The following is a 23,146-nucleotide window of genomic DNA, read 5'->3' as shown; positions in this document are numbered from 1 at the left end:
ACCGGCGGCATCATCATCGAATAACTCAATAAATTCTGTCGTCATGCTACATACTGACGACAGAATTTAAATCAGATCTGCATCCATTTTTTCAGTTTATACCACAGCGTGTCTGTCGCAATTTCACTCCCCTGCAGCATTTCCCTTTTCAACACCAGCTGCTTATACAGTTCTTCTGCGAGCTGGCGTTCGTGGTAGGCATATTCCATCTGTTCCCTGTCGATCGTCTGGTATAAAAGATCTTTGTACCAAACAGCCAGGGCTTCGTCGGTATAATTTCTGAAACCCATTTTATACAGCACCAGGTCTGTTAAACAGGTATAAAAAGTATCTGTTTTCAATCCCACGGCATTCAGGCCATGTACCAGTCGCGTGTTGCGCATATCCGCCAGCAGCAGAATCACAACTTCTTTCTTTTGATGATCAGCAGTATTTATTTCCATAGTGTTACAATGCAGAAAATAGGGTGTCTGTGAGAAAAAAATGCACAGCAGAACCTTTACATATTTGTGATCGAAAGATACGCATATTTTTTAATAGTCCTACATATAGGACTATTAAAATGCATAAATCTGTCGATTTTTGATTTATGCCAATGACGAAAGAGAAACTTTTAAAAGCCCTGGGTAAAAAGGTGAAAGCCTTGCGCGAAGCAAAGGGCTTATCTCAGTATGCATTGAGCGACGAATCCGGCATCGCCCGCAGCCAGATTGTAAGACTGGAGAACGGCGAACTGAACTGCACCATCGCCACCCTACTGCAGGTAGCGCAGGCACTGGAAGTTGAAGTGAAGGAATTGGTGGAGGGGTAAAAACACCTGTTCTTACTTGATATTATTTAGCATTGCTTAAATGCTCACGGCGAAGCCATCACCGTGGTCTCTGGCTCAGCCGCGCAGACCATCAAACAATAACATCCTTAAAACCGCCCCCAGCGGGGTTGCACTTGTATAGGAAAAATAGATAGATATTTTATACGCGCAATACCGAAAGTATCTTTAGTCAGAACAATACCTTCGGTATTGTGCGCATATGATTGCAATCAACTGTTGCTATAAACATGTGACCCCGCTGGGGTCATGACTCTCCTACGGTCTGTACATCTCCTGCAACGTACAGACCATCAACAAACATTTTCATGTTCAGCGCAACCTGCAAACCCCTATAAAACATCTGGCACAAACAAATAATAATTCATAATTCATAATTCATAATTCATAATTCATAATTCATAATTCATAATTCATAATTACCAACCCACGTACCACCCCATCCGCGCATCACCCACCTCTATCAGTGCTCTCAGCGCTGCTTCTGAATACGCTTCACTCTTCTGCCTGGCATTGATCGCGGCTTTCAGTTCCTTACTCAAATAAGGGTGATAGAATTTGTAAGGCGTTTTCCATAAGGTTTCTGCCGGGATCATCTTCACAGCTATTGTACTCAACGTACACAGCGGTTTGATGCGCTCATAGGTTTCTTCCGGCATGCCGTATACTTCTTTCAACTGTTCCACCTTCAGATAACCGCCCAGCAATGTACGGTACTTGATGATGCGCGACGCAAACGCCGGACCAATACCAGGCAGCGTTTCAAGTGCAGCAGAATCCACGGTGTTCAAGTCAATGCTCGTATATGTATGTGTTGCTTTAACCGGACTCTTTGTATTGCTGGTGAATGCAGCAGCTTTGGCTGAATAGCTGTAAGAATTGTATTCTTTCTTTGCCTCGCAGGTGTCCATCAGATAAGTAACCGGCAACATAATTTTCTTTGGTGTATAGAACAATGCCCGGTAGGTATACTGAATTAGAAAGGGCAACAATAAAATGGCGATTAAAAATAAAAATCCTTTTGCCTCGCGGTTACCTGAACCGCTGGCTTGTTTAGCTGATTGAAAAGACATGATAAATGTTACTTGTGTTTTTTAATGATCCCCGTATCTATTTTATGTAAAAACTGATTCATATCCTGCTTCAATTCCCCCGCCAGCAGATACAAACCGATAATATTAAAAATGCTCATGGAAAAAATCATGGCATCTGAAAAATCAACTACTTTGGTAAGGCTCATCGATGAACCCACCACAATAAAAAAGCAGTAAATGAATTTATAAATCAACTCTGAAGTCTTGCCGGCACCAAATAAATACCCCCACGACTTCAACCCGTAATACGACCAGGAGATCATGGTAGCAAAAGCAAACAGAAATACACTGATGGAAAGTATGTAATGAAACCAGCTGACGGTACTGGAGAACGCATGCGACGTTAGTGTGATTCCGTCTTTGCCTGCCTCGTGATACGCCCCGGTAATAACAATCACCAGCGCGGTCATGGTGCAGATCACGATGGTATCCAGAAACGGTTCCAGCAAGGATACCAACCCTTCGGTTACCGGTTCCTTGGTCTTTACAGCGGAGTGCGCAATCGACGCCGAACCCACACCTGCTTCATTGGAAAAGGATGCCCGCCGGAAGCCCGTGATCAGCACACCCAGCACCCCGCCGTACATGGCTTCGGCATTGAAAGCACCATTGATGATGAGCATAAATGTTTCGGGAATTGCATCGTAGCGTGCGAAAATAATATACAGACAGGTAATCACATATAAGGCACACATGAAGGGTACAATCTTCTCGGTTACATTCGCGATTGATTTCAGTCCGCCAATGATCACGCTGCCTACCAGCAGACTTAAAACCAAACCCGGCAGCCACAGATTGGTACTGAACCAGCTTGCGCTGCCGCCTGTTTCTGCCACGAGCTGTGCGGTTACCTGATTGCTCTGGAACATATTGCCGCCGCCAAGCGCGCCGCCAATACACATCAATGCAAACAAGGCTGCAAGCACTTTACCCAATACCGGTAAACCTTTAGCTTTTAATCCGTCGCGCAGAAAATACATCGGTCCGCCGGAGACGATGCCTTCCGCGCTCACCTGCCGGTACTTCACGCCCAGCGTGCATTCCGCAAACTTGGTCATCATACCGAAGAAGCCTGCAACGATCATCCAGAAGGTGGCACCCGGTCCGCCGAGCGCGATCGCGACCGCAACGCCTGAAATATTGCCAAGACCTACCGTTCCTGACAAAGCTGTTGCCAAGGCCTGGAAATGATTCACCTCTCCTTTTGAATCGGGATCGTCGTACTTACCGCGTACAATATTAATCGCTAAACCAAACCGTGTGATGTTAATGGCTTTGAGATAGAAGAAAAAGAACAGACCAGCTGTGATCAGCCACAACACAATCAAAGGCACATCTACACCGGAAACAGGGATCGAATAAAAAATGATTGAAGTGATGAAATCCGAGACCGGACTGATGAATGCATTGATCGCTGCATCTAAATTTTTTATATCTGCCATTGTATAAAATAAGAGAGAAAAATCTACAGGAACAAAAAAAGAGTGGCGTTATCAGCACCACTCTTAACCCTTTTATCAACTTATTCACCAACTAAACGAACAAAAGTTGGCTATGTAAGACATGTTCAATAATGTTTCCCGCATAGGTACTCCATAAACTTATACTGCAAATCTAGTACAAAGAATTCCGACAAACAAACAAATTCCTCAATTAATATCCTACAAATGAATGGGTTACATTAATAAATTATTATCCTTTGTTAACGATTTCAGGGCTTGATTCTAAAAAATATCCATTTTTTAAGAAAAGATGTTTAAATATGAACGGGTACGGTTCAAAAAATATTGTTTTTATAAAAAACGGGTTAAATTTTTATGTGCATAAATTTTAACCCGTTGGGACGTATCGCATACGCCTTTTCCTTCGTGATTTAATCAGGGCGTATGCAATACGCCCCTACGGCATCAATTGTTCTTTTACCAGTATCATTAAAACAATGACCCTATGCAATCACAAAGATTGCATAGGTCATTGTTTTATTTGGAATTTGAAATTTGTTATTTGGAATTTGCGGAGTTTTCGGTTACCCCATCAATTGTTCTTTTACCAGTTCCAGGCCTTCTTCTATGGTATGTGGTTTATATCCTAATTGTTTTTTTGCTTTGTCAATAATGAAACCGGTCTTCGGCGGGCGCATCGCAGGTTGTGTAAACGTAGATGAATCGGCTTGTTTGATCAGGCCTTTATCCAGATTCCATACTTCGGCAACTTTGTGTGCCAGGTCATACGGACTGATCATTTCTTCACCGGAAATATTGAAGATACCTGTCGCCTGATTTTTAACGATCAGCCAGCAGCCCATCGCCAGGTCCTCTGCGAGTGTTGGCGTGCGCCACTGGTCGTTTACAACATTGATTTCTTTTTTCTGTTCCAGGCTATTCTTCACCCAAAGTACAATATTGCTGCGGCTCATATCCTGTACCACGCCATACACCAATACTGTACGGGCAATAGCCCATTTCAGACCGGATTGTTCAACAGCTTTCTCTGCTTCCCATTTTGTCCAGCCATAATAGTTCACCGGGTTGGGTACTTCTTCTTCCGTTAACGGTCCGCGCTTGCCATCAAAGATGAAATCGGTTGATACATGCAGCAGAAACGCGCCTGCCTCTTTACAGGCTTTAATAATATGATTCACAGCGGTAATATTCTGATCCACGCAGGCTTCCTTATTCAGTTCGCATTGGTCCACATGTGTCATCGCTGCGGTATGGATAACAGCATCCGGTTTATGCTTTCTGAATACAGCGAGTACATTTTCTTCCGAAGTAATATCCATGGATTCGTAGATGTAATCTTCGTAGATCTCATCTCTGTTGGCACCGCGCGCCGTAGCAATCAACGTTACTTCAGGCAGTAAGTATAAAAGAGAAACTAATTTTTGTCCGAGCAAACCATTGCTGCCGGTAATTAATATTTTCATAAGGCCGAAGGCATAAAGCTGAACGCAAAAAGCTAAAAACTTAAGGCTTGTTCAGTGATGAGTAATTATTTTAAGTGTGCTTAGTTAAGATCAAATCAATGAATTAAGATCGACTTAAGCATTAAGCTTTAAGCGTTACACATTATAAAACCACGCGCAATCATACAACTTAATGATCTTCTTGGTTTTCATCTTTGTAACCGTAACTTTCATCGTTACATCTTTCAGCGGTCTGTTAGCGCCATCTTTTTCTACCTGCGCAATCTTATCAATCACATCGAAACCTTTGATGGTTTGTCCGAATACAGTGTAGTTGTTGTTTAAGAATGGTGTTCCTTTTTTATTCTGAACAATATAAAACTGAGAACCGCTGGATTCTTTATTAGGATTCACTTCATCTCCCATGCGGGCTGCTGCCAGCGCACCTTTATCGTGTTTCAGGTTTGGATTGAATTCCGCAGGAACCGTATAACCTGGTCCGCCTATGCCATCATTGGTGGTAATTGAATCTTTTGAATTCGGGTCTCCGCCCTGAATCATGAAGTCAGCAATCACGCGATGGAAGGTTGTACCATCATAAAAATGTTTTTGCGCCAGTTCAATAAAGTTCTTTTTATGCAATGGTGTCGCGTCATACAACAACAGGATCATATCTCCGTAGGTGGTTGAGATGGTTACTACATAATCTTCTTTAGGAAGAACCGGTGCGGTTGTTGTTTGTGCCTGTGCTGTTAGTAGAGATACAAGCGTAAAAAGCGTTAAAAGCATATTTTTCATTTTGTGTATTTACTATTTAAGTGTAAAGTGTAGTCGTTTCTCAATAACAACACTGTTTGTTATTTGAGATTTGTTATTTGGAATTTTTCGTATGCTATTGGACTATTTACCTAAAGACTGCTTGATTTCTTGTAGTATCCCCTCCGCGCCTGCTTTCAGTAAAGCTGTTGCCAGTTCAACGCCGCGCTGTTCAGCATCGGCAGCTGTAAAACGGATTTCCTGTTTTAAATATTTCGTTCCGTCCAGACTTACAATACCGCCGGTCAATAAATAATCGGTATCGCGTGCAACAGCCAGTGCAAATACAGGAACACTGCAGCCGCCTTCGAGTGTACGAAGAAACGCGCGTTCCGCTAACACAGCTGTTTCTGTACCGGCCTCATTCAATACCAAACGGATGATTGCTGCCTTTTCTTTATCCAACGTAGCAGAAGCTTCTATCGCCAGTGTGCCTTGTCCGGCAGCCGGTATAAATTCTTCCAGCGAAAGTCGTTCTCTGATCAATGTATCATAACCCATACGATGTATACCGGCATAGGCCAGCAGCATGGCATCACACGCACCTTCTTCCATTTTGCGGATGCGTGTCTGCAGGTTGCCACGCATATCCACCATTTTCGCATCCGGATAGAATTTGCGCAGCAAGGCTCTTCTGCGGGTTGAAGATGTTCCGATTACGATATCAGCATTTTCTTTCAGTGTACGGATCGGCTTGTGACTCACCAATACATCGTTTACCACTTCACGTTCGGTAATGGCAAGGATATACATACCGTCCTTCAATTGTGTCTGCAGATCCTTTGCACTGTGTACGGCAATATCAATCGCCCCGGTTTCCAACTGTTCTTCCAGTTCTTCTGTAAACAAACCTTTGGAACCGATCTTTGACAACGACTGATCCAGGATCTTGTCACCGGTTGTGTCAATGATCACAATTTCCGGTTCCAGTCCTTTTGTCTTCAGACAGGCAGCGACATGCTCCGCCTGCCACAAAGCCAGCTTGCTTCCGCGTGTTCCGATACGAACGCTCTTATTCATTATTTCTGTTTGAAAATTTTATTCATCTGAAAGGAAGTATCCATAAATACCATTTTGGAATTTATGTTCCTTTCAATTTCCGCATGCGCATCGTTCAGCACCTGTGATAAACTCAGCACTTTTGAAAAATCAATCACCTGACTGAACTTCTGAACCATGTTATCGGTGCTGTTTTCATCTACACGAAGCAGGTCGGTGCCTACTTCTTTATACATCAGGCTGTCTCTGAAAATTCCGAGACCGTATTGAAGCAAGGATTTCTGCAATTCACGCGGCAGTGATCCAAACTCTTCCGACATGCGGATCATGTCCTGAAGCTTCGATGCAAAGCACGCCCGGAACCAGTCTCTGATTTTCGATTCATGATCCTGATCTTCTTCAGACAACAACTGTATGGCTTCACGCATGTTTCCATCAGCGAGATAGGTCACACGTTTTGCCTGCGCTTCGCTGATGCCTTTTTCTTCGATCAGATATTGCCTGATCTCTGCATCGTTAAACAGACGTACCTGCACACGCTGTGTACGTGAGATGATGGTAGTTAATAATTTTTCCTGCTTTGCTGTAACCAGCAGGAACAGGGTTTTAGCCGGCGGTTCTTCCAGCGACTTCAGCAAGGCGTTAGCGCCTTCCGCACGCATGGTTTCCGGCAGCCAGATGATGACTACTTTATATTCTGCTTCAAAAGCCTTCATTGAAATTTTCTTCACAATGGTACGGCTTTCTTCTACATTTATGAGTAACTGTTTATTCTCTCCGTCGAGCAATTCCATCCAGTCTCCGAATGTGAAAAAGGGATTTGCCAGGAATGCTTCGCGCCAATCCGGAAAGAATACTTCACTGGACGCGTCTTTCGTGATCTTCTTGTTTGTAGTAACAGGGAAGATGATATGCAGATCGGGATGAATTAATTTATTGTACTTACTGCAGGATGAACAATTGCCACACGAATCTCCTTCCACTTTCTCCAGACAGTTTACATAGGTAGCATAGGCCAAAGCAAGCGGTAAGGCTGCAGAACCTTCCACACCGGCAAAAAGCTGCGCATGTGCCACGTGATTATTCGTTACCGAATTGATCAGCGTTGTTTTAACCTCCTGTAGTCCGGGAATCTGAGAGAATTGCATATTAAATCGTTTTCATTAACAGTGAACGCTGCTGCGCTTCTGCGCCAAAGACATGCGTAAGGATGGCTATATCTTCCGGAGCCAGTTCAACTTTACGGCGCGCCATTCCTTTCTTCGCTACATCGAACGCTTCTGTCAGGCGAAACTCTGTAAAGCCTGCAGCAGAGCCCCAGGCAAACGAAGGAATGAACTTTGGCGGAAATGCGGCATCATAGATATTGCAGGAAACGCCTACCACACTTCCCGTATTGAACATGGAATTAATTCCGCAACGCGAGTAATCACCCATGATCAGACCATGGAATATTTTTCCGGTATCTTCCAATTGATCATTCTCATAAGAATGCACCTTGATGGAAGAATAATTATTTTTCAGATTGGATACATTGGTACCTGCTGCCAGATTACACCATTCACCAATCACCGAGTTGCCGATGAAACCATCGTGTACTTTATTACTGTAACCAATGAAGATGGTATTGCTTACTTCGCCACCCACTTTGCAATACGGACCAATGGTATTGTCGCCGCGCATCTTCGAGCCCATGGCAAGCACAGCTCCCTGACCAGCGGCAAACGGACCTTTAATAATAGTGCCTTCCTGGATTTCCACATCCTTGCCAATGTATACCGGACCATCTTCTGCATTGATGATGGCTGCTTTTATAGAAACACCATTCTCAATAAATACATTCGATGGATTATAAACAATTGTATGTTTATCTGTGATTTCACAGCTGGTTCTTCCTTTGGTGATCAGTTTGAAATCGTTGCGGATCTCTGCGCCGTTGTGTGTAAACAGATCCGAAGGATTACGGATCACCAGCACTTCCTGGAAATAATCAACACGTTTTTTCAGCACACCCTTGGATGCCAGCACCATTCCCTGATACACCAGTCCTTCTCCCTCGTTCAACTTTTCAATCTCAGCAACAAGGTGTTCATTCGGACAAACACAACCATTGATATGAAGTTGTGCGGATGCGGTTAATGGATATTTTGCCTGAAGATAAGGTTCGGTTTTAAAGAAACAGTGTGCGTTTGAAAAATACTGCTGCCATTTTTCGCGAATGGTATAGATTCCTATCCGCAATTCTGCCGCAGGCCGGGTAAAGGTTAAAGGCAATAAAGCCTTGCGGAGAGCGGGTTCATCAAAGAATAGAATATTCATATATCAAAAATAAAAAAGTCTTTCCAATTTCCATTGAAAAGACTTTAAATCCCTGTGAATGGGGAGAAATATTATTTTTTGTAACGCTTGTTGAATTTTTCAACACGTCCTGCAGTATCCAAGAACATTTTCTGACCAGTGTAGAATGGGTGAGAAGCAGAACTAACCTCCAATTTAACTAATGGGTAAGTTTTTCCATCTTCCATAACGATTGTATCGCCAGTTTTGATAGTAGAACGGCTGATGAATTTTACATCCGCAGACATGTCGTGAAATACAACTTCTCTATAATCTGGGTGAATACCTTGTTTCATGATTGTATTGTTTAATTTTTCTTTCTTTTTAACTGAAAATGCGGCCAGAAGCACTCGCTTACAGATCATTTTCCTCCGTTCACTTAATGAATCGGACGACAAAAATACGGAATATTCCCAAGACAGCAAAAAATAATGAATAAATTATCGGGAATTCGTGCAAAACGGCTTATTGAAGCTAAAGTACTCATTTTAAAGACACTATATATTCCGTTACCGGGCAATCAATCTTTGTGCTATCTGGCTCTCTCATCTGGCATCAGATACACTGGCGCCAGTGAGAATTGTGGAGTAGACTTGCGTGTTGGGCGGGTGTAACGATGCTGTTGACATAGGATCGCATGCTGTTGCCTGGGCTTATATACGGGTGAACTACGGGTGAACTGCGGGTAAAGTACGGCTGAACTGCGGTTGAACCATTAAATGGTCTGGTAAAAAAAAGAAAAACAGCCGAAAGATTGAACTATTATGAACGGCTGGGAGTGGGAGTGATAACCCCTTATGTGTCTGAAAAAATCGTCTTTTTACAGATACAAAATTACAGTGCAAAATTGAATTTATCTATGCAATGCACTAAATAAAATTTAAATAACATTATTTGAACGGCGGGCTATTCATAATTCATAATTCATAATTCATAATTATATTCATTCATTCTTTATATTTGCTCCATCAACACACGATCATGGCAGAAAAGAACCTTATTTTAACAAAAAAGCAAATTCAGCAGCGCATCAAACGTATCGCGTATGAAATTCTGGAACAAAACTTTAAGGAAAAAGAAATCGTTTTTGCCGGCATTTATGATCGTGGTTACTCAGTTGCCAAATTACTGGAGAAAGAATTCAAGTCTATCTCTACCATCAAAACCACGCTGATCAAAGTTACGCTTGATAAGCAGGCACCCTCTCAAAGTGAAGTTACACTTGATGTAGATGTGAAGACGCTAAAAAATAAATGCATCATCATTGTGGATGATGTATTAAGTACCGGGCGCACGATTGCTTACAGCTTAAAGCCATTTTTAAATATCAGCGTGAAACGCATCCAAACCGCATTCATCGTGGACAGAGGCCACCATACCTTCCCTATCTCTGCTGACTTTGTGGGTTATGTAATGGCAACCAGTTTAAAAGAACATGTGGAAGTAAATCTTTCATCTAAAGACATGGCGGTTTATCTGAGCTAAGCACGCTTACCATTTTGGTTTAGCTGTAGTCACAGGTAACACTCTTTTATTCATCATATCCTGAATAATTTCCTTCGAAACCTCTTTCGACATTGTATAGATATCGGCCGGATCATAGCTTTTTGTTTCAGCATAATAAATCAATGAATCCTTGGGGAAGTTAAACAGGTCTGACTCAATGGTATAGTTTACTGTTGTAGTATAATAACCTGGTGTTGTTACAGTCCGGTAAGCCTGATTATAATAGTTACTCATCCCGTTATAATTATTATAATATCCACCATTGTTATAGTATCCGCCACCATTGTAATACCCGCCGTTATTGTAGTATGCCCCGCCACCGTTGTAATAACCATTGTTGTAGTAATTCGGAGCAACAGGAACAACCGTAGTTGTCGGCGGATTATAATACTGTTCTTTATCTTTATCCGTTAATACCATACATAAAACTGCGTCGTAAGTAGTATCTTTTATATCCATCAATACACTCCGTGGATCTTTTTCATGAAACGCCTGCGGACCGTATAGTACATAGGATGAATATGCTTTGACACCTTGCGCTGTTAATGCATTCACCATATCGATTTCCATGCCTTGCCGCAAATCAGCATCTTTATCCCCCATTAAACCAACTACCAAAATTTTATGAAAGGATTTCACGGATAATGCAGGTTCACTCCATGATGAAATCATTTGAGTAGAATTGCAGGATTGTACAAGTACACTTACACCTGCCGCAATGAATACAATTAATACATGAATCTTTTTCATAGCTATATAAATTTGAGCTGTTGCCTTAATCTATATACTATATAACTATATATTCTGTAGAGAAATTGTTTAACTACCGATGATTGAGTTATCTATCTGAAACATTAAAAAAATCCTTCCAGCTCATTGCTTTGCCATACTGCAATACCCCGCGTTTAAATACCTGCGAAGCCATATAGACCGACAATACAAATGTTGCAGCTAACACCATAACAGAACCTGTAATCTCCCATACCGAAACACCAAACGGTATGCGCAGCATCATGGCTACCGGCGACGTTAACGGAAAATACGACAACACAACCGCCAGTTGCGAATCGGGATCGCTGATGATAAAGCCCGCAAATAAAAAAGTTATAAATAACGGCGCTGTAATCGGAAAGGTGAACTGCTGTGTATCGGTCTCATTATCGGTCATAGCTCCTACCGCGGCAAAGAGCGAAGCATACAGCAGATAACCGAGAATGAAGAATATAAAGAAGCAGACACCGATCTGCAGCAACGGCAGTGTTTCAAAACTCTGTGCAAATACGTTCCACTCCATCGCCTGCCACGCATCTTTGGATACGCGCAGTGTTTCCTGAATATTCTCATTATTGAATTGCGTAATGGCTTCTCCGTAACGATGATTGAACTTTGATCCGATCCAGATATAGATCATCGTCCAGAAGCCAAACTGCGTAAGGCATACAGCTGCAATACCCAGGATCTTGCCCATCATCCAGTGAAAAGGTTTTACGGAACATAGAATAACTTCCACCACACGATTCACCTTTTCGTCTACAATACCTTTCATAACCTGCACGCCATAATAAAAAATAAAAAAGTAAATAATGATCGTGCAGAACAATCCGGTAAGTTGCAACAAGTCTGTATGCTGTTTTTCTTCTGCCAGCGGAATATATTGCATGGCCGGTGCAGCAGCATGTTGGGGAAGATATCTCGCGACAAGTTCTTTGGTATAGATATCCTGGATTTTATTTTTCAGCTTCCACTGTTCAGCGGTCGAAAGCCCTTTTTTATCCCACAGTACCACACGCCCCTGCTCAACGGCATAATACACCAATACGTCCGCTTTATCAGACTGCTGCATGAATTCTGTTTCAACATCGCTGATCTTTCCTTCCGGTATCGGATGAAAAATAAATGTCTGGTCGGTGTAATTACCATTCAGATACTGCGGTGCCGATGATTGCAGCCATACGTGAATACGCTCTGTTGTATCCAGACTCAGGTAAATGGGTATGAATAATACACACAGCGATAGTACCGGACCAAGCAGTGTCATCACGATGAATGAGCGCTTGCGTATGCGATTGCTGTATTCCTGTTTCAGCACAGTCCACATTTGTTTCATTCGTTGGTCTTGTTTACGTGTTCTAAAAACAGTTCATGCATGCTTGGCAAATGCTCTTCAAAATGGTGTACCTCACCCTGATTGATCAGCAGCTGTAATAATTGTTTTTTTTCTAAAGAAGAGGAAAGTAAATACGAACATTTATTTCCTTCCAGCAAACGCTGCTCAACAACACCTGATTGCAGTTGACCAGGTAAAACCCCACTGTATATCAATCGCACATACCCTTTATCAAATTGCTTGCGGATCGCATGCGGTTCACCCTGCATTACTACTTTTGCTTTATTGATCATAAGCAGCTCTGTACATACATCTTCCACGGTATCCATCCGGTGCGTAGAATAAATGATGGTTGTGCCGGACTGATGCAGGGAAAGAATTTCTTTTTTGATAACCTCTGCATTTGCAGGATCAAAACCGCTGAAAGGCTCATCAAGGATCAACAGTTCCGGTTTATGTACAACAGCAGAAATAAACTGAATCTTTTGTTGCTGGCCTTTAGACAAGGTTTCCAGCACCTGGTTGTGCAGGTCCTCTATCCGCAGGCGCTGCAGCCATTCGCTGCTTTGCTGTTTGGCTTCCTTGGCAGATAATCCGCGCAATTGTGCAAAATACATCAACTGTTCCTGTACACGCATTTTCCGATAAAGGCCGCGTTCTTCCGGGAGATACCCCATTTGTAAGCGGTGCGATTCCGTTAACGGACTTCCGTTAAAAAATAATTGTCCGCTGTCTGGTAATACAATCTGTGTAATCAGTCGCAGCAAGGTTGTCTTACCGGCTCCGTTCGGGCCAAGCAACCCAAGAATGCTGTTCTTTTTCAGGGATAACGAGACCTGATCAATAGCAATGTGCGCACCGAAGGTCTTGGTAATATTTTGTATGCGCAGAATCTCAGACATGTTTGTATACCTCCGCCGGATATTCTACTTCCGATAAATATAATGCTTCCGGAGGTGCTGATATACCTGCCTTCTTCCTGTCTTTTGCTAAAATAATCTGAATAAATTCATCCAGACTCATGCGCCCCTTTCCTACTTCCAGCATGGTGCCTACCAGTGCGCGCACCATACCGCGCAAAAACCGGTTAGCCTTTACATGGAAGTACAGCATGTCACCATTCCTTTCCCAATAGGCATGAAAGATGGTACAATTAAAATTCGTTACATCTGTATGCACTTTGCTGAAGCTTTCAAAATTTTCGTACTGAAGCAGTAGGGCTGCGGCCTTATTCATCTCTTCAATATTAATAGGCGGGTAAAAATAATAGGCCAGTCCGATTTCAAAAGGATTTTTAACCAGCGTAATCCTGTATACATATGCTCTGGAAATAGCATCGAACCGTGCGTGTGCATCATCTCTTACCAGACGGGCAGACTTAATACAAATATCCTTAGGCAGATATCCGTTGATTCTGAAGATCAATGCCGGATCAATTATCCTTGGCGAGTCAACATGAACGATCTGCGACGACGCGTGCACGCCGGTGTCGGTCCGGCCGCTGCCAAGTATATCGATCCTGGTGCCAAGTACATTGCTCAATGCTTTCTCTAAAACTCCCTGTACGGTAACAGCGTTTTCTTGTATCTGCCAGCCATGGTAGTTTGCGCCACGATAGGATATATCCAGAAAATATCTCAATTTTTTTACTATTTTTATAGCTGCAATTTAATTGAAAGCCCGTATGATACAAAGAATTCAATCAATCCTGTTACTTATTTCTGCTGTTGTTTTATCGATTTGCTTATTTACACCTGCCTGGCAGGCAACTTCTGAAGGAACGGCGTATCATTTAAATTCCTTTGCCGTAACCATTACTCATGGTGATATTTCCAGCGATAAAAATGTTGCTTTCATTGCTGGTTTGATTGGTTTAAGCATTGCATTAACCTTCTTCATTATTTTCAAATACAAAAACAGAATGTTGCAAATGCGTCTGAATATGATGAATACCATTCTGATCTGCTTAATTGAAGGTTTGTATTTCTGGTATATCCGTAAAATAAAATTATTCATCGGCGCAGCCGAAATCCATGAAACATTTGGTCTGGCTTTCTACCTGCCTTTAGCAGCATTGGTTCTTTGCATCATTGCTGGCAGACGCATTCAGAAAGATGAAGAATTGGTTAAATCGGTTGACAGGATACGATAAAAGCTAAAGGCTGAAGGCTTAAAGCTTATTCTCTTTAATTTTAAAAGCCTCTCGTGTTTGCATGAGGGGCTTTTTAGTTTCCGGCCTTAAGCTTTCAGCATTTAGCGTTAGGCTTTTGTATCGTTTTCAGCTTAAAATTCGTTATACTTAAATATAGCATTGAACCTAACCGTGAAACCGATGAGCAGAATTATATTAACCAGCTTCTGTTTAACCTTTTTATTTTTAACAGGTTTTAGTCAGGACGACAAACTGATTAAAAAAGGAGATGCTGCTTTTCAAACAAAAAATTACAAGGAAGCTTTCACTGCCTATGAACTGGCTTTGCAGCAGAACAAAGACAATGCATATGTAAATTTTATGCTTGCCAAATGTTATTTACTTACCTCGCCCAAACAAAAGGCGCTTGAGTACGCAGGTGTTGCCGTACGCAAATCTTCTCCGCCGACCAATGAAATGTATTTTGTATATGCGCAGGCGCTGCACCAGAACCACCGCTGGGATTCGGCCATTTATTACTATAAAAAATCAGATCCGGGAAGAGCAAATTATAAAAATATCTCGCGCCTGGAAGGTGAGTGTATCAACGGGAAAACCTATACCTCCAATCCTAAAAATGTGAAAATAACCAACGCCGGTGCGCTTGTAAACTCACAGGGCATGGATTACCTGCCGAACATTACGGCAGATCTCTCAAAGCTTTATTTTACTTCACGCAGGGCCGGCAGCATTGGCGGTAAGCTGGAAGCAGACGGTTTACCCTTTGAAGATATTTACATGTGCAGCAATGTTGGTGGTGCATGGAACCAGGCCAGCAATATCGGAGCGCCTTTAAATACAGATGTACACGACGCATGTGTCGGTATTTCTGAAGACGGGCAAACCATGTTCATCTACCGCGGTGTAAATGGCGGAGATATTTTCCAATCAGAGTTAAAAGGAAAAAAATGGAGCGCAGCAACGCCGCTGCCCATGAATACAGAGTTTTTTGAAACTGCTGCCTGCTTATCGCCGGATGAACGTACGCTTTTTTTTGTGCGCGCAACTGATGCTTATTCTAACAGAGATATCTACATGTGCAGCCGTACGGTGGGCGGCGCCTGGAGCAAACCCATCAAACTCCCTTTTAATACACCGTTTGACGAAGATGCTCCTTTCATGCATCCGGATGGAAAAACATTATATTTCAGTTCCAAGGGACTGACAACCATGGGCGGCTATGATGTGTTCAAAACAACAAGAACAGCATCCGGTACCTGGTCTACCCCGGAAAATCTGGGTTCACCGATCAATACTGCCGGTGACGATGTGTATTTCGTGCTCTCTGCGGATGGAAAGATCGGGTACTATTCATCCAACAAAGAAGGCGGCTTCGGACAGCAGGATATTTACTCCATCCGCATGCCGGTAGCTGAAAAGGCGCCGGAACTGGCCTTGCTCAAAGGTGTAATCAAAGACGATCAAACCGGCAAGCCTACCGAAGCATCTATTACAGTCACTGACAATGTAACCAAAGAAGTGGTTGCCCAATACCGCTCAAACAGTGAAACCGGCGAATACCTGATGTCGTTGCCTGCCGGTAAGAATTATGGGATCTCCATAGAAAAAGACGGTCACCTGTTCTATTCTGAAAACATGACCTTAAACAGCAACAGTAATTTCAAAGAATACAAGCAGGACATCACGCTGGTCACCATTAAAAGTTCCAGCAAAATTGTACTGCGGAATATTTTCTTCGATTCCGGTAAATCAACCCTGCGCCTTGAATCAACTGCTGAATTATTAAAACTGGTTGACCTGTTAAAAAAGAACCCGACGGTTCGTATTGAAATTGCCGGCCATACCGACAACATTGGTGATGAAACACTTAATCAGAAATTATCTGAAGAACGTGCAAAAAATGTAGTGACGTTTTTGACCACTTACGGAATTGCCGCAAACAGACTTGTAGCTAAGGGATACGGCTCATCACAGCCCGTGGCTCCCAATACTACTGAAGAAGGCCGCCAGCAAAACAGACGGACCGAAATAAAGATTCTTTAAAAGTACTGAGTACGAAGTATATAGTACAGAGTACAAAGAATTAATTCAGCAAAAATCTTTATATACTTCCTGCCATCTTGTCACCCATTTTTACTATGGAACAATCTTTGAAAAGAGTTCCGGCAAAATTAAACATCAATACATCTATGCAAGAAAAAGGTAATATCTCCATTCACACAGAGAACATTTTCCCGATCATTAAAAAATTCCTTTACTCTGACCATGAGATATTTTTACGCGAATTAGTATCCAATGCGGTTGATGCTACGCAAAAATTAAAACGTTTGGCAGCTCTTGGCGAATATGCCGGCGAGCTTGGCGAAACCAAAGTTTCTGTCAGTGTAAATAAAGAAGCTGGCACAATTACCATTACCGACCGTGGTATTGGTATGACAGCTGAAGAAATAAAAAAATACATCAACCAGATTGCCTTTTCGGGTGCCACGGAATTTATCGAAAAATATAAAGATAAAACCGACACCAACCAGATCATTGGCCATTTTGGTCTTGGCTTTTATTCCGCATTCATGGTTTCTTCAAATGTTGAAATCAATACACTCTCCTACCAGCCAAACTCAAAAGCCGCGCACTGGGTTTGCGACGGTTCCACCGAATTCGAGATCAAACCTTCTGACAAGGCTGAGCGCGGCACTGAAATAACACTGCACATTGCTGAAGATTCACTTGAATTTCTTGAAAGCTACAGAGTAGAATCTATTCTTGAAAAGTACTGCCGCTTCCTGCCTGTTGAAATTGAATTTGAAGGCAAGGTCATCAACAACCCTTCTCCGCTCTGGACCAAGCAGCCAAGCGAATTGAAAGACGAAGATTATATTGCGTTCTATAAAGAACTATATCCGATGTCTGAAGATCCGCTCTTCTGGATCCACCTGAATGTCGATTATCCGTTCAATTTAACTGGTGTGCTGTATTTCCCGAAGCTGAAAAAGGATTTCGAATTCCAACGTAATAAAATTCAGTTGTACTCCCGTCAGGTATTTATTACCGATGAAGTAAAGGATATCGTTCCTGAATTCTTAATGCTGCTGCATGGCGTGATCGATTCACCGGACATTCCGTTGAACGTGTCCAGAAGCTTCTTACAGGCAGATGGGAATGTTAAAAAAATCAACAGCCACATCACGAAAAAAGTAGCGGATAAACTGAATGAATTATTTAATAATGATCGTGCTGGTTTTGAAGCGAAGTGGGATGATATCGGCATGTTTGTGAAATACGGTATGATCAGCGAAGAGAAATTTTACGACAAAGCAAAAAATTTCTGCCTGCTGAAAAATACGGATAATGTATTATCAACGATTGAGGAATACCAGGAAAAAATCAAACCGGTACAGACAGATAAAAATAATAAGCTGGTTTATCTATACAGTAACAATGCTGTAGCGCAGGACATTTTCATTCAGGCTGCTAAGAAAAAACAATACGATGTATTGTTGTTTGATTCAGTAATCGATTCACATTTCTTAGGTCAGCTGGAAAATAAATTAGAGAACGTACAATTCAAACGTATTGACTCTGAAAGTGTAGACAAGCTGATTGAAAAAGACGAACCTAAATTAAGTCTGTTAACAAAAGAACAGGAAACTCAAGCAGAAGAGCTTTTCAAAAAAGTGATCAACAACGGCAAAGTGATTATCAAACTTGAACACCTTGCAGTAGATGATATGCCGGTTACGATTGTGATTTCAGAGTTCATGCGCCGTATGAAAGACATGGCTGCCACATCCGGACAGTCGATGTTTGGTGGCTTTGAACTGACCCATGAAGTAGTGGTGAATACAAACCATCCATTGATTGCAAAAGCCATTGCAAGTCCGGCTGCAGAAGGCGAAGAACTGATTAAACAAACCTATCAGTTAGGTCTGCTTTCTCAAGGCTTGTTGCAGGGGGCTGAATTGAGTGCCTTTATTGAGCGCAACATGAATGCATTATCAAAATAGCAATAACGTGTCCAGATAGATGAGAAGCCCGGTTCCCCAGTCGGGCTTTTTTTGTTGTCTGTCTTAACTGTGATTTGTTTGATTTATATGAATACTATGATTAAAAAGTAGTTTGAAATTCCCATACAAAATATAATAAATGTATGATCCCGAAAGGGTTGGATACACAAAGGAAGGATACTATTATCGGCTCATTGAATCATTTCATCACAACAATCAAACAAATTATATTCGCCGCGGCGAACAGACAATATTGCCAACTATTACACAATAATTGATACTTTTAGTAGTTTTGTAACTGATGAAACAGTTTTTTTACGTTCGGTTCTTCTTTTTAGGGATTTTCCTCCTGCCTCTCCTTTCTGTTGCTCAAACAGATACATTATTACCTTCGGGCAAGAAACCGAGATATTATATCATGGAAACAGATACGACTCCACAGTTGATATTCATTCCGGATACACTTCACACGAAGAAAAAACACAAAGCACCCAAGCCTAAGAAAAAAGTCTTTTATGATCTGAAATGTAAAAAAGGATTTATCAGAACTATTTCCGGAGCCGGGAGCGGGAACGTTACCATGGAATTCTTTTATTACCTGAAAGTGTGGAAAGACCCGAATCCATACATTCCGGATATCTATGTCTGGGATATTACCAAAAACAAAATCATAAAAGTTTCTAAAATTGAAGCTGACAAGCAGCCCAATTACCGTGTACTCCATGGGCCATATAAAAAAGAAGTAAACGGCAACGTGATAGAAACAGGTGCTTTTTATGTAGGCACCAAGCATGCTCGCTGGGAATTATACGATAAAAACTTTACACTCCTTGCCAAAACAAAATATTACAAAGGCTGGCCCAAAGAAGCCAAGATCACCTATTTTGATGCTGAACACCGCAGGCCAAAAGAAGTAATGCCTTACGAATATGGTAAGCTGCAGGGCGATTATTATCTTTTCACAGACAAAGGTAATGTCTTGATGAAAGGGCAGTATGAAAACGGAGCAAAAGTCGGAGTATGGATTGAATTCTTCCCCGATTCTCCTAACCGCAAGCGGGAAACCAAATATCCGGATGATCCTTATGATAAAGAAACACAACCGGTTATTGCCAAGGAATGGAATGAAAAAGGGAAAGTTATTATTATCGACGGCAAACCCATACCTGAAGGATCGAAAGAGCAACAGGAAGATGATCCTATCAAAAAGCGTTTGAAACGAAAAAAATAACCGCTTTTAAAGCGCAGGAATACCGGATATTGATTTCTTATTCGGTATTCTTTTTTTGTATATTTACCAGCAATATGCTTAAAATACACTAAGATACTCACATGACGAATACAGCTGAATTCACTTCCTGGAAGAAGTTAAACGAACACTATTCAAAAACATCCGGCTTGCAAATGCGCGATCTATTTGCAGCTGACAAAGACAGATTTTCAAAATACTCCATACAATTCAATGAGATCTTAGTTGATTACTCAAAGAACCGAATCACTGACGAAACAATTTCTTTATTGCTTGCCCTGGCTGAGGAAGCTGGCTTGAAACAAGCAATTGAAGATATGTTTTCCGGCAAGAAGATTAACAATACAGAAAAACGTTCGGTATTACACGTGGCGCTTCGCAACCGTTCAAACACACCTATTTTATCCGACGGCAAAGACGTAATGCCGGAAATAAATGCGGTGCTTGAAAAAATGAAAGGCTTCTGCGAAAAAGTGCGCAGCGGCGCATGGAAAGGTTACACAGGAAAAACAATCACAGACGTTGTAAACATCGGCATCGGTGGTTCAGACTTAGGTCCGGTGATGGTTACGGAAGCATTGAAACCTTACGGTTCTTCAACCTTGAATGTACACTTCGTATCAAATGTAGACGGTACACACATTGTTGAAGTAACAAAGAAATTAAATCCGGAAACAACGTTATTCATCATTGCTTCCAAAACATTTACAACGCAGGAAACGATCACGAATGCAGAATCTGCAAAAGCTTGGTTCCTGAAAACTGCGAAAGATGAGGCAGCCGTTGCTAAACACTTTGTAGCACTTTCTACCAATGCAAAATCAGTATCAGCCTTTGGTATCGATACCAACAACATGTTCGAATTCTGGGACTGGGTTGGCGGCCGTTACTCTTTATGGTCTGCAATCGGTTTATCAATTGCATTGTACATTGGCTTTGATAACTACATCGAGTTATTAAGCGGTGCACATGCGATGGATAAGCATTTCAAAGAAACGCCATTCGCAAAAAATATTCCCGTATTGCTGGCATTGATCGGTGTATGGTATAACAATTTCTATAACGCTGAATCGCACGCGATTCTTCCGTACGATCAGTATATGCACCGCTTTGCAGCCTACTTCCAGCAGGGAGACATGGAAAGCAATGGTAAGCGTGTAACAAAAGACGGCACAAAGGTTTCGTATTCAACCGGGCCAATCATCTGGGGTGAACCCGGTACGAATGGCCAGCATGCCTTCTATCAATTGATCCACCAGGGAACAAAATTAATTCCGTGTGATTTCTTAGCGCCGGTAATCAGCCAGAATCCGATTGGTGATCATCATCCGAAATTACTTGCCAACTTCTTCGCACAGACTGAAGCGTTGATGAAAGGTAAAACAGCAGAAGAAGCAAAAGCGGAACTGGAAAAATCAGGTATGTCAGCAGAAGATGTTGCTGCATTGGTAAACCATAAAGTATTTGAAGGAAACAGACCAACCAATTCTATTTTCTTTAAAAAGTTAACACCATTTACGCTAGGTTCATTGATCGCGATGTACGAACACAAGATCTATACACAAAGTGTCGTATGGCAGATCAACGCGTTTGATCAGTGGGGTGTTGAATTGGGTAAGCAATTAGCAAATGCTATTTTACCTGAGCTAAAAGATAACACGCCTGTTTCAAGCCACGACAGTTCTACCAATGGTTTGATCAATTTCTATAAAGCGAATAAATAATTTCATTTATAAAAGCAGTACAGGATTAACTAAATCCTGTGCTGCTTTTTTATTTTATGGATCTCAATCCCGGATTGTAAATAAAAATAGTATACTTTCTATTTATCAGCAGTATTATTATCGTTCAGAAACTACAAGATGAAATCGTCCCTAACAATCTTACTCCTTTCCTGCTCTCTTCTTTTTATTGCCTGTAAAAAACAACCTGCAGTAAGCGGTAACAAACAGGACGACATCACTGATGTAGCAGATGACAGAGACGGAGACGGAAAAGCCGATGAAGAAATTCAGCATGAAGATGTTTCGCTTGATGAAAAAATCGGACAGATGATTATGATTGGCATCAATGACCGTAAAAGTATTGCTGAAACAGATTCTCTTCTGCTTGAAATTAAAGCCGGAAAAATCGGCGGCATTATTTTGTTCGAAAAAAATATTGCCGCAACCAATTCCGCTGAAACATTAAAAAAACTAATCAGGGATTTGCAGGACGATGCGCCAACACGCATGTTCATCAGTATTGATGAAGAAGGCGGCAAAGTGCACCGTTTGAAAGAAAAATATGGGTTTGTACCCATGCCTTCAGCCGCTTACTTAGGCAACCTTAACAACCTTGATTCTACAACATATTACACAAACAACCTTGCAAAGGAATTGAGAGAATTGGGCATCAATTTAAACTACGCCCCTTGCCTGGACCTTGCGACCAATCCTAACAATCCAATCATCGCTAAAGTCGGCAGAAGCTATTCTGCCGATCCTGCAATTGTTGCTCAACAGGCGGCTGCAAGCATTGAAGCACATCATGATCAGGGCATAAAAACAATCGTGAAACATTTTCCCGGCCATGGCAGCTCCATGTCTGACTCGCATCTGGGCATTGTGGATGTAACCAATCAATGGAATATCATTGAATTGCTTCCATACAAAACACTGATCCAATCCGGCAAGATCGATGCGGTCATGACAGCACATATTATCAATGAACATCTGGATGCATCCAAATTACCCGGCACACTTTCAAAAGTTATTGTGACGGATATTTTGAGAAACATGTTGGAATTTAAAGGCGTGGTTTTTTCTGACGATATGCAGATGTATGCAATCAGCAAAAATTACGGACAGGAAAACGCCATTAAATTATCAATTCTTGCCGGTGTGGATGTTTTGGTTTTTGGCAATAACGTGAATGCATCTGATCGTATGAAGGCATCCGATATTCACGCGATTATTAAAAAGCTCGTTTTATCAGGCGAAATACCGGAAAGCAGGATCACTGAGGCGTATATCCGCATTATGACCTTAAAAAATAAAAAAGTCAATTAGTTCTTCTTTAAATCCATGTTAAAACTGATTTAAATCAGGAAGGTTCAGTCTGTTTTCCATAGACATTTACCTGCTTTTTTCGTAAATTTGGTCTAGTA

21 protein-coding genes are annotated in these 23,146 nt (G+C 41.8%); 8 read left to right on the top strand and 13 right to left on the bottom strand.

Features of this window, described 5'->3' with window-relative positions; all coding sequences use genetic code 11:
* Window positions 1–71: 71 nt before the first annotated feature.
* A complete protein-coding gene (locus ACTHJT_RS08700; protein WP_440237632.1) occupies window positions 72–443 on the bottom strand; it encodes a hypothetical protein in 372 nt (123 codons plus the stop codon).
* 152 nt (window positions 444–595) lie between these two features.
* Between ACTHJT_RS08700 and ACTHJT_RS08695 the strand changes: the two genes are divergently transcribed.
* Window positions 596–811: a helix-turn-helix domain-containing protein gene (locus ACTHJT_RS08695; protein WP_440237631.1), complete on the top strand. Its 216-nt coding sequence runs from the start codon at window positions 596–598 to the stop codon at window positions 809–811.
* 437 nt (window positions 812–1,248) lie between these two features.
* On the opposite strand, the gene ACTHJT_RS08690 is transcribed toward ACTHJT_RS08695, so the two are convergent.
* From ACTHJT_RS08690 to ACTHJT_RS08655, 8 genes are all read right to left on the bottom strand, one after another.
* The gene (locus ACTHJT_RS08690) at window positions 1,249–1,902 is read right to left on the bottom strand and encodes a ComEA family DNA-binding protein (RefSeq protein WP_440237630.1); all 654 of its coding nucleotides are present in this window, start codon (window positions 1,900–1,902) and stop codon (window positions 1,249–1,251) included.
* Window positions 1,903–1,910: 8 nt separating this feature from the next.
* Window positions 1,911–3,365, bottom strand: a complete 1,455-nt coding sequence (locus tag ACTHJT_RS08685) for an alanine/glycine:cation symporter family protein (protein WP_440237629.1) — start codon at window positions 3,363–3,365, stop codon at window positions 1,911–1,913.
* 584 nt (window positions 3,366–3,949) lie between these two features.
* Entirely contained in the window at window positions 3,950–4,849 is a 900-nt protein-coding gene (locus ACTHJT_RS08680) for an SDR family oxidoreductase (protein WP_440237628.1), read from the bottom strand.
* Between the two features lie 135 nt (window positions 4,850–4,984).
* Complete coding sequence (locus ACTHJT_RS08675) at window positions 4,985–5,626, bottom strand: peptidylprolyl isomerase (RefSeq protein WP_440237627.1); 642 nt, start codon at window positions 5,624–5,626, stop codon at window positions 4,985–4,987.
* Window positions 5,627–5,728: 102 nt separating this feature from the next.
* Complete coding sequence (hemC, locus tag ACTHJT_RS08670; protein ID WP_440237626.1) at window positions 5,729–6,664, bottom strand: hydroxymethylbilane synthase; 936 nt, start codon at window positions 6,662–6,664, stop codon at window positions 5,729–5,731.
* Complete coding sequence (locus ACTHJT_RS08665) at window positions 6,664–7,791, bottom strand: DNA polymerase III subunit (protein ID WP_440237625.1); 1,128 nt, start codon at window positions 7,789–7,791, stop codon at window positions 6,664–6,666. The genes hemC and ACTHJT_RS08665 overlap by 1 nt, the downstream gene beginning before the upstream one ends.
* A gap of 1 nt (window position 7,792) precedes the next feature.
* A complete protein-coding gene (locus ACTHJT_RS08660; protein WP_440237624.1) occupies window positions 7,793–8,962 on the bottom strand; it encodes a GlmU family protein in 1,170 nt (389 codons plus the stop codon).
* 71 nt (window positions 8,963–9,033) lie between these two features.
* On the bottom strand, window positions 9,034–9,276 hold the full coding sequence (locus ACTHJT_RS08655; protein WP_440237623.1) for a type B 50S ribosomal protein L31: 243 nt from the start codon (window positions 9,274–9,276) through the stop codon (window positions 9,034–9,036).
* A 685-nt stretch (window positions 9,277–9,961) separates the two neighbouring features.
* Between ACTHJT_RS08655 and ACTHJT_RS08650 the strand changes: the two genes are divergently transcribed.
* Window positions 9,962–10,465, top strand: a complete 504-nt coding sequence (locus ACTHJT_RS08650) for a phosphoribosyltransferase family protein (RefSeq protein WP_440237622.1) — start codon at window positions 9,962–9,964, stop codon at window positions 10,463–10,465.
* Between the two features lie 6 nt (window positions 10,466–10,471).
* Here ACTHJT_RS08650 and ACTHJT_RS08645 read toward each other — a convergent pair whose 3' ends face one another.
* The 4 genes from ACTHJT_RS08645 to truA all read right to left on the bottom strand — a co-directional run bounded on the left by ACTHJT_RS08645 (window position 10,472) and on the right by truA (window position 14,234).
* Window positions 10,472–11,236: a hypothetical protein gene (locus tag ACTHJT_RS08645; RefSeq protein ID WP_440237621.1), complete on the bottom strand. Its 765-nt coding sequence runs from the start codon at window positions 11,234–11,236 to the stop codon at window positions 10,472–10,474.
* Between the two features lie 88 nt (window positions 11,237–11,324).
* On the bottom strand, window positions 11,325–12,593 hold the full coding sequence (locus tag ACTHJT_RS08640; RefSeq protein WP_440237620.1) for an ABC transporter permease: 1,269 nt from the start codon (window positions 12,591–12,593) through the stop codon (window positions 11,325–11,327).
* Window positions 12,590–13,495, bottom strand: coding sequence for an ABC transporter ATP-binding protein (locus ACTHJT_RS08635; RefSeq protein ID WP_440237619.1), 906 nt, complete (start codon window positions 13,493–13,495; stop codon window positions 12,590–12,592). Before ACTHJT_RS08635 ends, ACTHJT_RS08640 begins: the two co-directional genes overlap by 4 nt.
* Window positions 13,488–14,234 carry a tRNA pseudouridine(38-40) synthase TruA gene (gene truA, locus ACTHJT_RS08630; protein ID WP_440237618.1) on the bottom strand — a complete coding sequence of 249 codons (747 nt, stop codon included), beginning with the start codon at window positions 14,232–14,234 and terminating at the stop codon, window positions 13,488–13,490. The genes ACTHJT_RS08635 and truA overlap by 8 nt, the downstream gene beginning before the upstream one ends.
* A 43-nt stretch (window positions 14,235–14,277) precedes the next feature.
* On the opposite strand from truA, the gene ACTHJT_RS08625 reads away from it, so the two are divergent.
* The 6 genes from ACTHJT_RS08625 to ACTHJT_RS08600 all read left to right on the top strand — a co-directional run bounded on the left by ACTHJT_RS08625 (window position 14,278) and on the right by ACTHJT_RS08600 (window position 23,048).
* Entirely contained in the window at window positions 14,278–14,745 is a 468-nt protein-coding gene (locus ACTHJT_RS08625) for a DUF4293 domain-containing protein (RefSeq protein WP_440237617.1), read from the top strand.
* A gap of 180 nt (window positions 14,746–14,925) precedes the next feature.
* Entirely contained in the window at window positions 14,926–16,788 is a 1,863-nt protein-coding gene (locus tag ACTHJT_RS08620; protein WP_440237616.1) for an OmpA family protein, read from the top strand.
* A gap of 146 nt (window positions 16,789–16,934) precedes the next feature.
* Complete coding sequence (gene htpG / locus ACTHJT_RS08615) at window positions 16,935–18,749, top strand: molecular chaperone HtpG (protein ID WP_440237633.1); 1,815 nt, start codon at window positions 16,935–16,937, stop codon at window positions 18,747–18,749.
* A 301-nt stretch (window positions 18,750–19,050) separates the two neighbouring features.
* Window positions 19,051–19,980: a toxin-antitoxin system YwqK family antitoxin gene (locus ACTHJT_RS08610; protein WP_440237615.1), complete on the top strand. Its 930-nt coding sequence runs from the start codon at window positions 19,051–19,053 to the stop codon at window positions 19,978–19,980.
* A 101-nt stretch (window positions 19,981–20,081) separates the two neighbouring features.
* Window positions 20,082–21,722, top strand: coding sequence for a glucose-6-phosphate isomerase (pgi, locus tag ACTHJT_RS08605; protein WP_440237614.1), 1,641 nt, complete (start codon window positions 20,082–20,084; stop codon window positions 21,720–21,722).
* A gap of 138 nt (window positions 21,723–21,860) precedes the next feature.
* Window positions 21,861–23,048, top strand: a complete 1,188-nt coding sequence (locus ACTHJT_RS08600; protein WP_440237613.1) for a glycoside hydrolase family 3 protein — start codon at window positions 21,861–21,863, stop codon at window positions 23,046–23,048.
* Window positions 23,049–23,146 lie beyond the last annotated feature (98 nt).

The sequence above is a fragment of the Cytophaga sp. genome, from assembly GCF_051961495.1.
Taxonomy (GTDB): Bacteria; Bacteroidota; Bacteroidia; order Cytophagales; family Cytophagaceae; genus Cytophaga.
This window is presented reverse-complemented; position numbering and strand designations above follow the sequence as displayed.

Bases quoted from the DNA above. Each gene is read 5' to 3' on its own strand.
- ACTHJT_RS08700 (WP_440237632.1), bottom strand. From the start codon at position 443: ATGGAAATAAATACTGCTGATCATCAAAAGAAAGAAGTTGTGATTCTG.
- ACTHJT_RS08695 (WP_440237631.1), top strand. From the start codon at position 596: ATGACGAAAGAGAAACTTTTAAAAGCCCTGGGTAAAAAGGTGAAAGCC.
- ACTHJT_RS08690 (WP_440237630.1), bottom strand. From the start codon at position 1,902: ATGTCTTTTCAATCAGCTAAACAAGCCAGCGGTTCAGGTAACCGCGAG.
- ACTHJT_RS08685 (WP_440237629.1), bottom strand. From the start codon at position 3,365: ATGGCAGATATAAAAAATTTAGATGCAGCGATCAATGCATTCATCAGT.
- ACTHJT_RS08680 (WP_440237628.1), bottom strand. From the start codon at position 4,849: ATGAAAATATTAATTACCGGCAGCAATGGTTTGCTCGGACAAAAATTA.
- ACTHJT_RS08675 (WP_440237627.1), bottom strand. From the start codon at position 5,626: ATGAAAAATATGCTTTTAACGCTTTTTACGCTTGTATCTCTACTAACA.
- hemC (WP_440237626.1), bottom strand. From the start codon at position 6,664: ATGAATAAGAGCGTTCGTATCGGAACACGCGGAAGCAAGCTGGCTTTG.
- ACTHJT_RS08665 (WP_440237625.1), bottom strand. From the start codon at position 7,791: ATGCAATTCTCTCAGATTCCCGGACTACAGGAGGTTAAAACAACGCTG.
- ACTHJT_RS08660 (WP_440237624.1), bottom strand. From the start codon at position 8,962: ATGAATATTCTATTCTTTGATGAACCCGCTCTCCGCAAGGCTTTATTG.
- ACTHJT_RS08655 (WP_440237623.1), bottom strand. From the start codon at position 9,276: ATGAAACAAGGTATTCACCCAGATTATAGAGAAGTTGTATTTCACGAC.
- ACTHJT_RS08650 (WP_440237622.1), top strand. From the start codon at position 9,962: ATGGCAGAAAAGAACCTTATTTTAACAAAAAAGCAAATTCAGCAGCGC.
- ACTHJT_RS08645 (WP_440237621.1), bottom strand. From the start codon at position 11,236: ATGAAAAAGATTCATGTATTAATTGTATTCATTGCGGCAGGTGTAAGT.
- ACTHJT_RS08640 (WP_440237620.1), bottom strand. From the start codon at position 12,593: ATGAAACAAATGTGGACTGTGCTGAAACAGGAATACAGCAATCGCATA.
- ACTHJT_RS08635 (WP_440237619.1), bottom strand. From the start codon at position 13,495: ATGTCTGAGATTCTGCGCATACAAAATATTACCAAGACCTTCGGTGCG.
- ACTHJT_RS08625 (WP_440237617.1), top strand. From the start codon at position 14,278: ATGATACAAAGAATTCAATCAATCCTGTTACTTATTTCTGCTGTTGTT.
- ACTHJT_RS08620 (WP_440237616.1), top strand. From the start codon at position 14,926: ATGAGCAGAATTATATTAACCAGCTTCTGTTTAACCTTTTTATTTTTA.
- htpG (WP_440237633.1), top strand. From the start codon at position 16,935: ATGCAAGAAAAAGGTAATATCTCCATTCACACAGAGAACATTTTCCCG.
- ACTHJT_RS08610 (WP_440237615.1), top strand. From the start codon at position 19,051: ATGAAACAGTTTTTTTACGTTCGGTTCTTCTTTTTAGGGATTTTCCTC.
- pgi (WP_440237614.1), top strand. From the start codon at position 20,082: ATGACGAATACAGCTGAATTCACTTCCTGGAAGAAGTTAAACGAACAC.
- ACTHJT_RS08600 (WP_440237613.1), top strand. From the start codon at position 21,861: ATGAAATCGTCCCTAACAATCTTACTCCTTTCCTGCTCTCTTCTTTTT.